Origin of the sequence: Blautia ammoniilytica (assembly GCF_025566965.1) — a bacterium.
GTDB lineage: Bacteria > Bacillota > Clostridia > Lachnospirales > Lachnospiraceae > Blautia_A > Blautia_A ammoniilytica.
Genome location: NZ_JAOQJL010000033.1, coordinates 1 through 15,921, shown reverse-complemented (window position 1 = coordinate 15,921; position 15,921 = coordinate 1). Strand labels below are relative to the sequence as shown.

The 15,921-nt window shown below is 43.3% G+C and carries 12 protein-coding genes and 1 riboswitch; of the genes, 8 read left to right on the top strand and 4 right to left on the bottom strand.

All coding sequences use genetic code 11. From position 1 onward, the window contains the following. The first annotated feature begins 61 nt into the window (after positions 1–61). Together OCV61_RS14180 and ade are read left to right on the top strand one after the other, a co-directional pair. Entirely contained in the window at positions 62–802 is a 741-nt protein-coding gene (locus tag OCV61_RS14180) for an RNA polymerase sigma factor region1.1 domain-containing protein (RefSeq protein ID WP_158422353.1), read from the top strand. Between the two features lie 151 nt (positions 803–953). Further along, entirely contained in the window at positions 954–2,657 is a 1,704-nt protein-coding gene (ade, locus tag OCV61_RS14175) for an adenine deaminase (protein ID WP_158422352.1), read from the top strand. Between the two features lie 17 nt (positions 2,658–2,674). On the opposite strand, the gene OCV61_RS14170 is transcribed toward ade, so the two are convergent. Together OCV61_RS14170 and OCV61_RS14165 are read right to left on the bottom strand one after the other, a co-directional pair. Then, positions 2,675–4,126, bottom strand: coding sequence for a phospholipase D-like domain-containing protein (locus OCV61_RS14170; RefSeq protein WP_158422351.1), 1,452 nt, complete (start codon positions 4,124–4,126; stop codon positions 2,675–2,677). Positions 4,127–4,158: 32 nt separating this feature from the next. After that, positions 4,159–4,434, bottom strand: coding sequence for an acylphosphatase (locus tag OCV61_RS14165; RefSeq protein ID WP_158422350.1), 276 nt, complete (start codon positions 4,432–4,434; stop codon positions 4,159–4,161). A gap of 203 nt (positions 4,435–4,637) precedes the next feature. Between OCV61_RS14165 and OCV61_RS14160 the strand changes: the two genes are divergently transcribed. The 6 genes from OCV61_RS14160 (at position 4,638) to OCV61_RS14135 (ending at position 12,233) form a co-directional block, all read left to right on the top strand. Then, positions 4,638–5,138, top strand: coding sequence for a MarR family winged helix-turn-helix transcriptional regulator (locus OCV61_RS14160; protein ID WP_158422349.1), 501 nt, complete (start codon positions 4,638–4,640; stop codon positions 5,136–5,138). Continuing rightward, positions 5,101–6,858, top strand: coding sequence for an ABC transporter ATP-binding protein (locus OCV61_RS14155; RefSeq protein ID WP_158422348.1), 1,758 nt, complete (start codon positions 5,101–5,103; stop codon positions 6,856–6,858). Before OCV61_RS14160 ends, OCV61_RS14155 begins: the two co-directional genes overlap by 38 nt. Then, the gene (locus tag OCV61_RS14150; protein WP_158422347.1) at positions 6,855–8,753 is read left to right on the top strand and encodes an ABC transporter ATP-binding protein; all 1,899 of its coding nucleotides are present in this window, start codon (positions 6,855–6,857) and stop codon (positions 8,751–8,753) included. Before OCV61_RS14155 ends, OCV61_RS14150 begins: the two co-directional genes overlap by 4 nt. Positions 8,754–9,025: 272 nt before the next feature. After that, positions 9,026–10,744, top strand: a complete 1,719-nt coding sequence (gene ilvB / locus OCV61_RS14145; RefSeq protein ID WP_158422346.1) for a biosynthetic-type acetolactate synthase large subunit — start codon at positions 9,026–9,028, stop codon at positions 10,742–10,744. Between the two features lie 20 nt (positions 10,745–10,764). Further along, complete coding sequence (gene ilvN / locus OCV61_RS14140) at positions 10,765–11,274, top strand: acetolactate synthase small subunit (RefSeq protein WP_158422345.1); 510 nt, start codon at positions 10,765–10,767, stop codon at positions 11,272–11,274. A 71-nt stretch (positions 11,275–11,345) separates the two neighbouring features. After that, on the top strand, positions 11,346–12,233 hold the full coding sequence (locus OCV61_RS14135; protein ID WP_158422382.1) for a DMT family transporter: 888 nt from the start codon (positions 11,346–11,348) through the stop codon (positions 12,231–12,233). Positions 12,234–12,456: 223 nt separating this feature from the next. On the opposite strand, the gene OCV61_RS14130 is transcribed toward OCV61_RS14135, so the two are convergent. Together OCV61_RS14130 and OCV61_RS14125 are read right to left on the bottom strand one after the other, a co-directional pair. Next, the gene (locus OCV61_RS14130) at positions 12,457–13,833 is read right to left on the bottom strand and encodes an NCS2 family permease (protein ID WP_158422344.1); all 1,377 of its coding nucleotides are present in this window, start codon (positions 13,831–13,833) and stop codon (positions 12,457–12,459) included. A gap of 38 nt (positions 13,834–13,871) precedes the next feature. Continuing rightward, positions 13,872–15,173, bottom strand: coding sequence for an amidohydrolase family protein (locus tag OCV61_RS14125; RefSeq protein WP_158422343.1), 1,302 nt, complete (start codon positions 15,171–15,173; stop codon positions 13,872–13,874). 12 nt (positions 15,174–15,185) lie between these two features. Next, a riboswitch (purine riboswitch) is annotated at positions 15,186–15,281 on the bottom strand. Positions 15,282–15,921: the final 640 nt, after the last annotated feature.

The window sequence follows — 15,921 nt, the reverse complement described above, 5'->3', positions numbered from 1 at the left end:
ATGAACCAGAAGACTACAAAGTTCAGATCTAACGGCAGAAGCTGCCGGGAAGGGAGTATTTATGGACGTTGTTAAATTTCAGAAAAGGCTGCAGAAGCTTTGCAGCATTGCAGAAGAGAATGGACAGGTGCTGAGCCAGGCACAGATCAGGGATTGCTTTCAGGAGATGGAACTGGAAACCGAACAGATGGTGAAGATGCTCCAATACCTGAAAACAAAAGGAATCCAGATACAGGGGGCAGAGACAGAAAAGTGTGAAGAGCCAAAACTGCAGTCCGGCACCAGGATGCCGCTTACTGCTGAGGAAAAAGCATATCTGCAAGAATATCTGAACGGGCTTTTGACAGAAGAATTTGAGGAGCAGGAATTGCTAGAATTGTTTCAGAGGACTGCCCATGGGGATGCACTTGCCCTGGGAAAACTAGCCCAGGTATATCTGCCTGTTGCGGCCAATATGGCAGCAGAGATGAACTGTGAAGAGATCCACCTGGCGGATTTGATCCAGGAGGCTAATGTGGCACTTTTGGAAGCATTGGAGCAGGAAAAACCGCAGGTGAAAAATGACCAATGGCTGCGGTTACAGCTGCGGAAGGGAATCCTTGCAGCTATTGAAGAACAGACGGAAAGAAAATTTCAGGATGACAGTCTTGTGGCAAGGGTAGAAAAGCTGGAATCGGCAGTGAAAGAACTGACAGATGATGATGGAGAAACACGATTTACTCTGGATGAATTGGCTGTGATCCTGGATATGAAGACGGATGAGATCCGGGATGTGCTTCGTCTGACAGGAGACGATAAATAAAAAGAGGTGGGAGTCTTCTCGACTGAGATAAAATAAACCTGAGGGGTCCTTTCCTGATTGTAATTTACAGATAAATATGGTAGTATTATTTAAAATATTCAGAACCTGACGTATTTACAATTCTAAATTACAATAAAAAGGGGTGGACTGTATGGAATTGGAACAATATTGTGAATATTCAAAGGTTACTAGAGGAGAAAAGCAGGCAGACCTGGTATTGAAGAACGCACAGATCATTAATGTATTCACAGGAGAGATCCTGCCTGGGAATGTGGCTGTTACAGACGGGATGATCGTAGGAATCGGTGACTATCAGGGAAAGGAAGAACATGATCTTAAGGGTAAATATCTTTGCCCTGGATTTATTGATAGTCATCTTCACTTGGAATCTACCCTTGTTACACCAGGGGAGCTGGTAGCGATTGCATCCAGACATGGGACCACTACTTTTGTTGTAGATCCTCATGAATCAGCCAATGTATCCGGGCTTGAGGGGATCCGGTATATCCTGGATCAGACAGCGGATTCCTGTGCAAATGTATATGTGATGATGCCGTCCTGTGTTCCGGCTACAGGGATAGATGACAATGGATGTACCCTGACTGCTGAGGATATGGTTCCATATCTGCCAAATAAACGAATCCTGGGATTGGGCGAGGTGATGGATTATCTTTCTGTTGTAAATGGAGACAAGTCCATGCATGATAAGCTGCTCCTTTTCCGGGATAAAATTAAGGATGGTCATGCACCTTTCCTTTCAGATCAGGATCTGCAGGCATATGTGATGGCAGGCATTGCCACAGATCATGAGTGTTCGGATTTTGAATACGCAATGAAAGAACGGAGATGCGGGATGCATGTACTGATCCGGGAAGGAAGTGCTGCCCGGAATCTGGAAGCAATTGTTACAGGCATTGTAAAGAATAAAATGAACGGAGAGGGTTTTTGCTTCTGCACAGATGATAAGCATATTGAAGATATTGAACGTGAAGGCCATATTGACCATAATGTGCGTAAATCTATTTTGCTTGGCATGGATCCTGTTGAGGCTATTCAGATGGCAACGATTCGTCCGGCTATGTGCTACGGACTGCAGCATCTGGGGGCTATTGCGCCTGGACGTCAGGCTGATATGATCGTGCTGGATGATCTGGAAAAGGTATCCGTGCAGGAAGTATATTACCAAGGGAAAATCATTAAAAAAACAGAGCAGGTGCAGATCAAGAAATGCAAGACGGAATTGAAAAATACAGTTCATGTGGGAGAATTTTCTGCTAAAAAGCTGGAACTTTCTTCAGAAGATGGAATGTATCATGTAATCCAAATGGAAGAAGGGCAGATCACTACAAGAAAACAGATCCTGAAGCTAACCGGACCTGGAGAATTATTTGTTCCTGATAAAGCGTACAGTAAGATCGCAGTAGTTGAGCGGCATAAAGCTACAGGGAAAACAGGAAGAGCTGTTGTAAAAGGGTATGGCATTACAGGCGGAGCCATTGCATCCAGTGTTTCTCATGACTCCCACAATATTATTGTGATCGGAGATAATGATCAGGATATGGCACTTGCTGTACAGGAACTGATCCGTGTGCAGGGAGGCTATACCATTGTGGCAGATCATAAAGTGTGGGAGACCCTTCCCCTTCCTGTTATGGGCCTGATGAGCGATGCCGGATATGAGACCATAGAAAATACTCTGCGGCACATGAAAGAAAAAGCCCATCAGATGGGCATTCCAATGGGCTTTGATCCTTTTATTACATTGTCTTTTATGGCGCTTCCGGTAATTCCCCAGATTCGTATCACTCCCAGAGGTATATATGATGTGGAAACCGGTGGATTTTATAAAAGCTAAGTACAGGTGAGACTGTTTCAGGCCACATAACGAAATGGCTGAAGCAGTGGTCCAAGTATTCGGTATAGTATTTGTTTAGGCAGGGGCATGGTCTGAGGGATCATGCCCTTTGGCATTTCGTAATTGTTTTTATCCAGGATACGTCGGCTTTGTGCCAAGTAGCTATTCAGATATCCAAGCAGATCCTGATTTAGTTCCTTACTTTGCACACAAAGCATAAGTTCTGTATCCATATAGGTGCTTCGCATATCCAGATTATAGGAACCGATCAGGGAAAGATCATCATCGATAAGAATGGATTTTCCATGGGAGGACTGTCCACCGTCAAATTCATATAAAGCAGCACCGGTATCCAGAACCTGCTGCTTGTGCAGCAGATAGTCACTGGAAGCAATCACATTGTCACCGTTTTCTACAGAGTTGATGATCATGGAAAAGTCTGAAACATTCTGGGATATTTCTTTTATGCCAAAGGACATCTCTTTATCCAAAACCACATAGGGGGTATGAAGAATCACCTTTTCCCGGGCAGAGGCCATCAGGTATTGCAAAGTATTCCATACATATGGTTTCTTGCCATAAGGAGTGATAGGTCCAAAGATCAAACAGGTCTTCTGGGTGGGAACGGTATGCTCCTGATAGGAATAATCCTGAAAACACTCCGGGTACAGATCCGAAAGCGTTTTATATCGATCTTCCAGAAGGAGGATCTTTTTTTGTACTGATTTCTGGGAAGAAAGAGATTCCTGATCGTGGAAATCTTTCACATAGGAGCTTTCCCATATGCTTTGGAAATATGCTTTCACCTGGGAAATCACGCTATTTGTACAGCCATTTTTAAAATCTGTGTTATAAATTAGAACTTCACGGTCATAGCTGCGGGAATCTGTAGGATAGCTTCCCAGGAAATAATCAAATGTATTCCGGCCTCCAAGGAGAAGAAGCTGATCATCGCAGATCACATATTTGTCATGCATCCTGCCGTTAATACTCCATGGCCGAAGTAGATTTACCGGATTGTAAATACGGATGTGGATATTAGGATGGCTGGACAGGGCATAGAAAAAAGGCTTTCTTTCCATACGAAGCAGTCCGGACATTCCATCTACCAGGATATTCACCTTTACCCCGCGCTTGGCTGCATGATAAATGGCGGCGGACAGATCTGTAGTACTTTCATCCTCACGGAAATCAAAGGTGGATAGGATCACTTCTTTCCTGGCAAGTTCCAGCATCCGGATCCTCTGGGTAAGGGCTTCCTGATTCTCTTCTACGATATGGGCCCGGTCAGCACTAAGAGCATCCGAATCTTCTGTATAATAATCTTCTTTTGAGAATGTCTTCTCATCGACGGAAAGCTGTCCAGGAACCGCAAAGGGGGCAAGTGCGCCGATCGCTACATAAAGGAGCAAAATAACAATAATACTGGAAACCGGATGTCTCCGAAAAAAAGACAGAACTTTTCTCATACAGGCAATTCCCTTTCTGTGTAAGGCTGAAGTTATTTGACTATAAAATAATATTCGTCCTCAACCGAGGGAATATTGGAAATTTGGCAGTCATCAATGCGGATAAACGTGCCGCTTTCCAGGGAAGTAAGCATATGGAAAATACTGCTTTCTTCGCCTTGTACCTCCATCTCGACCCTGCCGTCCCAAAGATTGTCAACCCAGCCTGTAAGTCCGTAAGCTTCGGCAAAATGCATGGCCATGTAGCGAAATCCTACACCCTGCACCCTGCCTGAAAAATATATGTGTTTTCTTTTCTTTTTATCCATGTGTGTTTACCTCGCTTTGATTATCATACTATGTTTATTTCACGGAATCAAGGAACAAAAAGAGAAAGGTCAGGAGTAATGAGGAAGTCGTGGAAACAGACTTGCTTGATTTATCCTTGACAAGCATAAGGATCTTATATATAATTGGTTCGTAAACGAACAGTTCGCATACGAACAATTATAACTGCGGAAAGGAGGAAATCATGGAGAAGGAATTAAAGAACAAAGAGAGACATATTGGATATGAGGTGCGTACTCTTGATAATATGATTGGCAGGCGTGTGAATTGCTGGCACTCCAAAATGGATGAGGAAGTGGGGATCACCCGTATGCAGGCATGGATCATAGGATATGTATATGAGCATTCAGAGAAACCGGTTTTTCAAAAAGATCTGGAGGAAAATTTCCAGATTGCCAGATCAACTGCTACTGGGATCCTGCAGCTGATGGAGAAAAAGGATCTGATCGTAAGAAAGCCTTATCCGGGGGATGCCAGATTGAAAAGACTGGAGCTGACTGCAAGAGCAGAGAAGTATCAGCATGGGATCATGCATAATTTTGATCTTTTACAGATTGCCCTGAAAAAAGATATTCCTCAGGAAAAGCTGGATACGTTTTTCCAGGTTGTGGATATGATAAAGAATAATATAGAAAAGGAGGATTTCCATGATAAAAACATTATTGAGCCAGGTAAAGGAGTTTAAAAAGGCTTCGTTCCTGACTCCGGTCTTTATGATACTGGAGGTTGTGGTAGAGACCATGATACCGGTCGCCATGGCACTGATGATCGACAACGGGGTGGAAAAAGGCAACATGTCTTACATTTACCGCGTGGGTGCTGTTATGGCGGTACTTGATATTGCAGGTTTGATTGCAGGCTTTCTTGGCGGAAAATATGGTGCTCTGGCATCTTCAGGATTTGCCAGAAATCTCCGAAAGGCCATGTACACCAATATACAGACATTTTCTTTTTCAAATATTGACAAATTCAGCACAGCAGGTCTGATCACCCGTTTGACAACAGATGTGACCAACCTTCAGAATGCATACCAGATGATTCTTCGTATGTGTACCCGGGCACCAGCCAGTCTGATCTGTGCCATGACTATGGCCTTCCTGATCAATGCCAGACTTGCAAGTGTATATTTGATTGCAGTTATTTTTCTTGGTTTTGCATTGGTTATGATCCTTCGAAGGGCTACCAAGTATTTTCAGGAGGTTTTTAAGAAATATGATGACTTGAATGCAAGCGTACAGGAGAATATATCCGGAATTCGCGTGGTAAAAGCTTATGTGCGTGAGGATTATGAAACCAGTAAATTTCAGAAGGCCTGCAATAAAGTATACGAAATGTTTGTACGGGCAGAAAAGCTGGTTGTTATGAATATGCCGCTGATGCAGTTTACTGTATACGCCTGCATTCTTTGTATCAGCTGGCTTGGGGCAAAAATGATCGTTGGCAGCAGTCTTACCACCGGCGAACTGATGAGCCTTCTTACTTATTGTATGAATATCCTGATGAGTCTGATGATGCTGTCTATGGTATTTGTTATGGTGACTATGAGTATGGCCAGTGCAGAGCGTGTGACAGAAGTTATTAATGAGAAAGCAGATTTGTCCAATCCGGCACAACCTGTAGTTGAAGTTCCGGATGGAAGGATTGACTTTGACCATGTTTCTTTCCGCTATAAGAAAGAAGGAAAAGAAAACGTATTGAAAGATATTAATCTGTCCATTCACGCAGGGGAAACCATCGGTATTATCGGAGGTACTGGAAGCGCCAAATCCAGTCTGGTGAATCTGATCAGCCGCCTTTATGATGTAAGCGAAGGAAGTGTGAAAGTGGGCGGGATCGATGTGCGGAATTATGATATGGAAGTGCTTCGTAACCAGGTTGCGGTTGTACTTCAGAAGAATGTACTTTTTTCCGGAACAATACTGGAAAATCTTCGCTGGGGAAATAAAGAGGCTACAGAGGAAGAGTGTGAAAGGGCCTGTCAGCTTGCCTGCGCAGATGAATTTATCCAGAGAATGCCAGATGGATATCACACTTATATTGAGCAGGGCGGTACCAATGTATCCGGTGGACAGAAGCAGAGGCTGTGTATTGCCAGAGCACTTCTTAAAAAGCCCAAGATCCTGATCCTGGATGATTCCACAAGTGCAGTGGATACGGCTACAGATGCAAAGATCCGAAAGGCTTTTGCGGAAGAAATCCCGGATACAACCAAGCTGATCATTGCACAGCGTATTTCCAGTATACAGAGTGCAGACCGTATCATTGTAATGGAAGATGGACGAATAAATGGCTTTGGAACTCACGAAGAACTTCTGGAGAATAATCCTATTTATCAGGAAGTATATCATTCCCAGACCAAGGCTGGTGGTGATTTTGATGAAAACAGAGGAGGTGAGCAGGCATGAATAATACCAGAAAAGTACCTGGAAGGCCAGGAAAGGGCGTTGGTCCAAAGGTGGAGAACCCAGGAAAAATGCTGAAAACGCTGATGGCTTACATCCTGAAAAGCTATAAGATCCATGTAGGGATTGTTGTAGTGGCCATATTTGTCAGTGTGCTTGCAAATGTACAGGGTACTATGTTTACAAAGACATTGATCGATCAGTACATACTCCCTCTTCTGCAATCTGACCAGCCGGATTTTCATCCTCTTGCCATGGCAATTCTTAAAGTGGCCGGATTTTATGCCATTGGAGTTGCCAGTACCTATTTGTACAACCGGATCATGATCTATGTAAGCCAGGGGACTCTTCGGAATCTGAGAAATGACATGTTTGCAGGTATGGAAAAGCTTCCAGTTAAATATTTTGACACCCATGCACATGGGGATATTATGTCCATCTATACCAATGATATTGATACACTGCGTCAGATGATCAGCCAGAGTATTCCCCAGCTTCTTTCCAGTGCTGTGACCATTGTAAGTGTTCTGGTTAGTATGCTGATCCTGAATGTACCTTTGACTTTAGTTACCCTTGTGATGGTAGCTATTATGCTCACAGCAAGTAAAAAGGTGGCATCTTTAAGTGGAAAGTATTTCCTTGATCAGCAGAAGAACCTGGGTGTGATCAACGGCTATATTGAAGAGATGATGGAAGGCCAGAAGGTAGTTAAGGTTTTCTGCCATGAGGAAGAAAGCCTGGATAAATTTAACGAACTGAATGACCAGCTTTTTGCCAGTGCGAATAGTGCTAATAAATTTGCCAATGTAATGGGCCCTATCTGTGCACAGATAGGAAATCTAAGTTATGTGATCTGCGCCATTGTAGGCGGAGGCCTGGCGTTGAATGGCATCGGAGGGTTTACTCTGGGCGGACTGGCCAGCTTCCTGACTTTTAATAAAAGCTTCAGCATGCCTATCAATCAGGTGAGCCAGCAGTTTAACAGTATTGTTATGGCTCTTGCAGGAGCAAAACGTATCTTTGAACTTCTGGATGAGAAGCCGGAGACAGATAAGGGATATGTTACTCTTGTGAATGTAAAGGAAGAGAATGGAGAACTGAAGGAAACTGATGCGAGAACCGGACGATGGGCATGGAAGCATTTTCATAAGGATACCGGAAAAACAGATTATGTTGAACTGAAAGGGGATATGGTTCTGGATGGAGTGGATTTTGGCTATAATGATGATAAGATCGTGCTCCATGATGTGAAAATGTATGCAAAGCCAGGGCAGAAAATTGCTTTTGTTGGATCTACAGGAGCAGGAAAAACTACTATAACCAATCTTTTGAACCGTTTCTATGATATTCAGGATGGAAAGATCCGATATGACGGTATCAATATCAACAAGATCAAAAAAGCAGATTTGCGCCGGTCCATGGGGATCGTACTACAGGATACTAACCTTTTTACTGCTACAGTGAAGGAAAATATCCGTTATGGAAAGCTGGATGCTACAGACGAGGAGATTGTTGCAGCTGCTAAACTGGCCAATGCAGACAGTTTTATTCGCAGACTGCCAGACGGATACGATACCATGCTGCGTAATAACGGAGCGAATCTGAGCCAGGGACAGAGGCAGCTTTTGTCTATTGCCAGGGCTGCTGTGGCAGATCCACCGGTGCTGATCCTGGATGAAGCCACAAGTTCCATTGATACACGTACTGAGAAACTGGTGCAGGATGGTATGGATAAGCTGATGAAAGGCAGAACCACCTTTGTGATTGCTCATCGTTTGTCTACTGTACGGAATAGCGACTGCATCATGGTATTGGAACAGGGGCGTGTGATTGAGAGAGGCTCCCATGAAGAACTAATGGCTGAGAAAGGAAAATACTATCAGTTGTATACAGGCTGATGTTCACATGCTACATTTTCCAAAAACACAGGTTGACAAGAACACAGATGGAAGATTATAATTTTAAATAATGCGTTCGACTTGAACTGTCAAATATTTCTTCTGAATTCAGGTGGTAATGCGGAAGGATTTTCGCCCTGAGCTTTATGACAGCTCGGGGCGTTTCTTTACTATGAAAGTCCCGGACAGATGTGGGAGTATCAATAACTGGGAGCATCTGACTTTCATAGTAGTCAGAAAATACATCCAGGATAAGGAGGCTAAGAACATACATGAAACAGATTTCTGGGAATAAACTGCTTGTAAAAGCTTTGAAAGAAGAAGGCGTGGAATACCTTTTCGGGTATCCTGGTGCCTGTACCATTGATATAAGCGATGAATTGTACAAGCAGGACGATATTACCATTATCCTGCCACGTCATGAGCAGGCACTGGTGCATGCGGCAGATGCTTATGCAAGGACCACAGGAAAGGTAGGCGTATGCCTGGTGACAAGCGGCCCTGGAGCTACCAATTTGGTAACAGGGCTTGCTACTGCCAATTATGACAGTGTGCCCCTGGTATGCTTTACCGGTCAGGTTGCACGTAATCTGATCGGTAATGACGCTTTCCAGGAAGTTGATATTGTAGGGATCACACGCAGTATTACCAAGTATGGGGTGACTGTGCGCAGAAGGGAAGATCTGGGAAGGATCATCAAAGAAGCATTTTATATTGCAAGTACAGGCAGGCCAGGCCCTGTACTGATCGATCTTCCCAAGGATGTAATGGCTGAACTTGGTAGCGCAGAGTATCCGAAGAGTGTGAACATCCGCGGATACAAGCCCAATACCAATGTGCATATCGGTCAGCTGAAACGTGCTATCAAGACTTTGAATAAAGCGAAAAGGCCATTGTTCCTGGCTGGCGGTGGAGTGAATATTGCCCGAGCTAATCAGCTGTTTCGTCAGGTGGTGGAAAAGACAAATGTGCCGGTGGTTACTACAGTTATGGGGCGCGGTGCTATTCCTACAGATCATCCGCTATTTATTGGCAACCTGGGAATGCATGGTTCTTATGCAGCCAATATGGCAGTTAGCAACTGTGATGTACTGTTTTCAATCGGAACCAGATTTAATGATAGAATCACAGGAAAGCTTCATGAATTTGCGCCCAATGCACAGATCATCCACATTGATATTGATACAGCATCCATTTCCAGGAATATTCATGTAGATATTCCTATTGTTGCAGATGCCAAAGAAGCACTTGAAAAGATGAATGAATATGTGGAAAACTGTACCACCAAGAAATGGCTGAATGAGATCCAGGACTGGAAGGAAGAGCATCCATTGACTATGCGTCAGGGAGCACCCCTTGGACCTTTGGATGTGTTCGGCGAAATCAATCGCCAGTTTGATACAGCAATCATTGTTACAGATGTGGGGCAGCATCAGATGCTGACTTCCCAATATGTGGAGATCACAGAGAAGAAGCAGCTGATCATGTCCGGCGGACTGGGAACTATGGGATATGGTTTTCCAGGTGGGATCGGAGCACAGATCGGTAACCCGGATAAGCCTGTGATTGTTATCTCAGGTGATGGAGGAATGCAGATGAATATTCAGGAATTTGCCACAGCAGTCCTGGAAGAACTGCCTGTCATCATCTGTGTATTTAATAATGAATATCTTGGAATGGTCCGCCAGTGGCAGAAGCTTTTCTATGGCAAGCGATACAGCATGACCAATTTGAAATATGGTGCATTGTACAGAAGGAGCGAAGGACAGGAGATGCCTGCGTATACTCCGGATTTTGTAAAGCTTGCAGAAAGCTATGGAGCAAAAGGTATTCGTGTTATGAATAGAGAGGATGTTCCGGCAGCTTTTGAAGAGGCAAGAAAAAATACAAAAGGACCTACACTGATCGAGTTCATCATTGACCCTGAAGAGATGGTTTATCCTATGATCAAGCCAGGCGGTACACTGGAAGATATGATCCTGGATTGTTAAGGAAAGGGAGGAACAGTACATTGGATAAAGGATTAAAGAAAAGATGGATTTCCCTGTATGTGGAGAACCAGGTAGGTGTTCTGGCAAAGATTTCAGGACTTTTTTCAGGGAAAAGCTATAATCTGGACAGCCTGACAGTAGGAACAACAGAGGATAATACAGTGTCACGTATGACCATTGGTACATTTTGTGATGACGAAACCTTTGAACAGATCAAAAAGCAGCTGAACCGTATGGTAGAAGTGATCAAGGTGATTGATTTCACAAATATGTTTGTACGTATGAAAGAGATTCTTTATGTAAAGGTATTTGGCTGTAGCCCGGAAGATAAGGTGGAACTTTTTCAGATTGCAGAGACCTTTAAAGCACGAGTGATCGACTATGGCAAAGACAGCCTGCTTCTGGAATTTGTGCAGACAGCTACGAAGAATGACGCTGTTGTTAAGTTGATCAAAGAAGAGTTCGGACATATTGAAGTGGTTCGAGGAGGAAGTGTAGGCATTGAATCCATCAGTATGATGGAACGCTAAGTGTGGACCGGTAATATATGCTAGTTTGATCTGCTGAAAATACGAGGAAAATTATTATGAAAAAACAACAGATACCCTTAAAGAATTCCCTTCTCCTGCTTTTAACCGCAACCATTTGGGGCGTTGCGTTTGTGGCCCAGAGTGTAGGAATGGATTATGTAGGAGGCTTTACCTTTAATATGGCCAGATCGTTGATCGGGTCTGCAGTACTCCTTCCTGTGATCTGGTTTATGGGCAGAAACAGCAGCAAGAAAGCGGAAGAGGCACAGGGATCCGGTAGCAGGAAGGATCTGCTTTGGGGAGGCCTGGCCTGTGGAATTCTTATGTGCCTGGCAAGTAATTTCCAACAGTTTGGTATTAAATATACCACTGTTGGTAAGGCGGGATTTATTACGGCATGTTATATTGTACTGGTGCCTATTTTAGGGCTTTTTCTGAAAAAGAAGTGTTCTCCGTTTATCTGGCTGGCAGTAGCTATGTCCGTTGCAGGACTTTATCTTTTGTGTATTACAGACGGATTTTCCATTGGAAAAGGAGATATTCTGGTTCTGATCTGTGCTGTACTTTTTTCATTCCATATTCTGGTGATCGATTACTATTCACCGAAAGTGGATGGGGTAAAGCTGTCCTGTATCCAATTTCTGGTGTGTGGGATCCTGTCCGGGATCCCGGCACTGATTTTTGAAAAGCCGGAGATGTCTGCAGTTCTTACGGCCTGGCAGCCCATCCTGTATGCTGGTGTAATGTCTTGCGGAGTGGCTTATACTCTGCAGATCATTGGACAAAAAAATATGAATCCAACCGTAGCATCTTTGATCTTGAGTCTGGAGTCCTGCATCTCTGTTCTGGCAGGCTGGGTGATTCTGGGACAGCAGTTAAGCGCAAGAGAGATTGCTGGCTGTGTGATCATGTTTGCAGCCATTATTCTTGCACAGCTGCCGCAGAAAGAGAAAGCGTAAATGTAAATATAAGCGTATTGAACAGTTGCACATAAGTAAAACATAAGCAAGTATAAGCAAACATAAGTAAACCCCTGGGATATCAGGCAGTGACTAATTAGTTTCCTGCCTGTATCACAGGGGTTTTATCTCAGTCGAGAAGACTCCCACCTCTTTCAGGTGGTGAGTAACGCAGCTGCTCGACTTGAAATTACTTATTCAGATGTAACAGGTTCCGTTTTGCTTACAGGAAAATGTATTTCAAAACAAACAGAATCGCCAGAACATACATAAGTATACTGATCTTCTTTTCTTTTGCTTTGCCTGTTACAAGATTGATCACTACGTAGGAGATAACGCCAAGGGAGATACCCTCGGAGATACTGTACAGGAATGGCATTGCGATGATAGCGATAAATGCCGGGATCGCTTCTGTCATATCGTTGAAATCAATCTTGGTAACGGATGTTAACATTAAGAATCCAACCACGATCAAAGCCGGAGCTGTGGCAAAGGATGGAATTGCCAGGAAGATCGGGGAAAGAAGCAGGGACAGACCAAATAGGATTGCAGCCACAATAGAAGTAAGACCTGTACGGCCGCCTTCGGCAACGCCGGAAGCACTTTCTACGAATGTTGTTACTGTGGAAGTACCGCACATTGCACCTACTGTTGTACCTACTGCATCAGACAGAAGAGCACCTTTGATCTGAGGAAGCTTTCCGTCTTTGTCCAGCATATCTGCTTTGGATGCAACACCGATCAGGGTTCCCAGAGTATCGAACATATCTACAAACAGGAAAGCAAACATGATAACTACAAAATCAAGTGAAAATACAACGGTAAAATCCATTTTCATGAAAGTCGGTGCCATGCTTGGAATGGAAATTCCATTGGAGAAATCCGGAAGCAGGCTGAAGAAACCAGCTTCAACATTTGGTACATAAAGGCCTGTGAACTGACAGACAATACCAAGTGCCCATGTGATCAGGATACCCCAAAGGATACCGCCTTTTACATTCTTTACAAGAAAAACACCTGTGATCAGCACACCGATCAGAGCAAGAAGAACTGTGATACCCTCTGTGTTGAAGGTTCCGTTCTGAGCTGCACTTTTAAAGGAGAACATACTTACAAGTGTGGAGTCATTGTTTACAACGATTTTTGCATTCTGCATACCAATAAATGCGATGAAAAGGCCAATTCCTACAGATACTGCATGTTTCAGGTTCATAGGAATGGAATTAAAGATCGCTTCACGCACATTGGTAAGGGAAAGCAGGATGAAAATGATACCTTCCACAAATACTGCTGCAAGAGCCTGTTGCCAGCTGTAGCCCATACCTAATACAACTGTGTAGGCAAAGTATGCATTCAGTCCCATTCCAGGTGCAAGCACAAATGGATAATTGGACAGCAGTGCCATCAGACATGTGGCGATAAAGGAAGACAGAGCAGTAGCTGTAAACACAGCACCACGATCCATTCCTGATGCGGAAAGGATATTCGGGTTGACTGCCAGGATGTAAGCCATGGTCATGAAAGTAGTGATGCCGGCCATGATCTCAGTCTTAACATCGGTGTGGTGTTCCTTCAGGTGAAAAAGTTTTTCTAGGTTCATAGAGTTACCCCCTTCATTTGGCACTTTGGTGCCTTGTATTATCTATCTTCAGTGTTGGAAAAAATAGAATTTCCGCACACGAATTTTTGAATGATATTGCTGCTATCGGAAAGAGAAATCAGTCTTTCAAGGCGGGTCAGAGGTGGCAAAGAACGAGGAGATGGAAGACTGGAATCATCCAGCACCACTGCATCAAGTTCGTAGCCTTTTTCAAAACTGCCTGTTTTTCCAAAAAATGAACCGCCGCCTATTGTAGCCATGTAAAAAGCTTCAGGAAGTGTTAAAGCCTTAAGTGAAGGATCTACAAGGCGCCAGCGAAGCTTGGATACCTGGATAGCATCTGCGATGGCGCGCAGCATGGAAAGAGAAAATCCTCCGGCAATATCTGTTCCAAGACCAACATGAAGCCCTTCCCGCAGATATCGGGCTGCAGGTGCAATACCAGAGGAAAGATTGGTATTGGACTGAGGACAGTGAGCTATATAAACACCCTGCTTTTTCATAAGGGCAATTTCTTCTTCTGTGGAATATACACAGTGAGCCATCACAGTAGGACAATGATCTCTTCCAAAAAGGTTGAAATGATCATATGCATCTCCATAAAAAAGACTGTCCGGACACAACTCTTTAACCCAGTGTATCTCTCCGGGATTCTCAGAAAGATGGGACTGGACAGGCAGATGAAATTCCTGCTGGATCTCAGATAAAAGAATCAGCAGTTCATCGCTGCAGGAAGGAATAAAGCGGGGAGTGAGGATAGGAAAGGTATTCTGATAATGCCGGCCAGAGACTGCATCTATCCATTGCCTGGTGGCAGCAGCAGAAGTGCTGGCGTTCTGCTCCATGAGATATGATGGGGCATTCCGATCCATATTTACTTTCCCAACCATTGTCTTGAGTCCGGTGTCTTCCAGCAGATCCATAAGAATCATAGTGGCATCTGTGTGAAGAGTTGCAAAAATGCAGGCTCTGGTGGTTGGACTTTGTTTCAGATCTTCGGTAAAAATCTGATATGCTTTTTGGGCATAATCAGATTCTGCATATCTGGCCTCCTCTGGAAAGGCAGAGGTATTCAGCCAATCAAGCAGTTCCAGATCCATACCTGTTCCTCTGAATGTATACTGAGGGGCATGAAGATGCAGATCTATAAGCCCTGGAATGATCAGTTTGTTGGTATGATCGATCACCTGGATTCCCTGAAAACAGGCTGGAAGTTCCTCATAAATGCCTTCAGAGATACCATTGTTGCAGATAAGATATGCATTTTCACGGATGATCAGATTCTGTGAGTCCTTGCTGTAACAAAAAGTGCCTTTTAATGCAAATATGTTATTGAGCATATACGTTTACCTCCTAACAGTATAGATGCTTATAGACAACTATTACGGTAGTTGGTAGAAACGTCCAACCTATTATGGACTTATATAAGCGGTGTTGTATATAACTGATAATTCTATATTCCTATATTAAGAGATATTGGACAATATGTCAATGATTGGTTGCAATTCTGAGCGGATTCTATAATTTAAAGAATTTTGAAAACGTAAATAAAACTGGTGTAAAGACTTATCTGAAAAAACTTAAAAACTTTTTAAAAAAAGTGCTTGACGAATGCTTTTGGGTGTGGTAAAGTAAACAAGCTGTCACAAGGAAGTGTTTCTGAACAACTGAAAAATTAGTAAGTTTTCAGAAAATTAAAATTGATGTTGACAAATGACTGAACTTGTGATAAAGTAACCAAGTCGTTGAAACAGAATGACAGATATCATTATCTTAAACAGTTTTGAAACTACTTAAAAAGTTTTAAAATAACTTAAAAAGTTCTTGACAAACGAAAACAGATGTGATAAATTAGATAAGCTGTCGCAAGACAGATGACAATGAACATTGATAACTAAACAGTGAAACACATACGATTCTCGAAAATTCTTTAACACACTACGATCACTTGACGAAGCGAAGCTGAGTTTAGTGAGAGTGCGGTTCGGTTTTTAAAAACCGAACTTCATTGTTTGAGTGAATGAACTTTAAAACAGTAATGACGAGAGATAACTAAGCTAGTTGGTTGTCTTGAGACATCAAACTTTA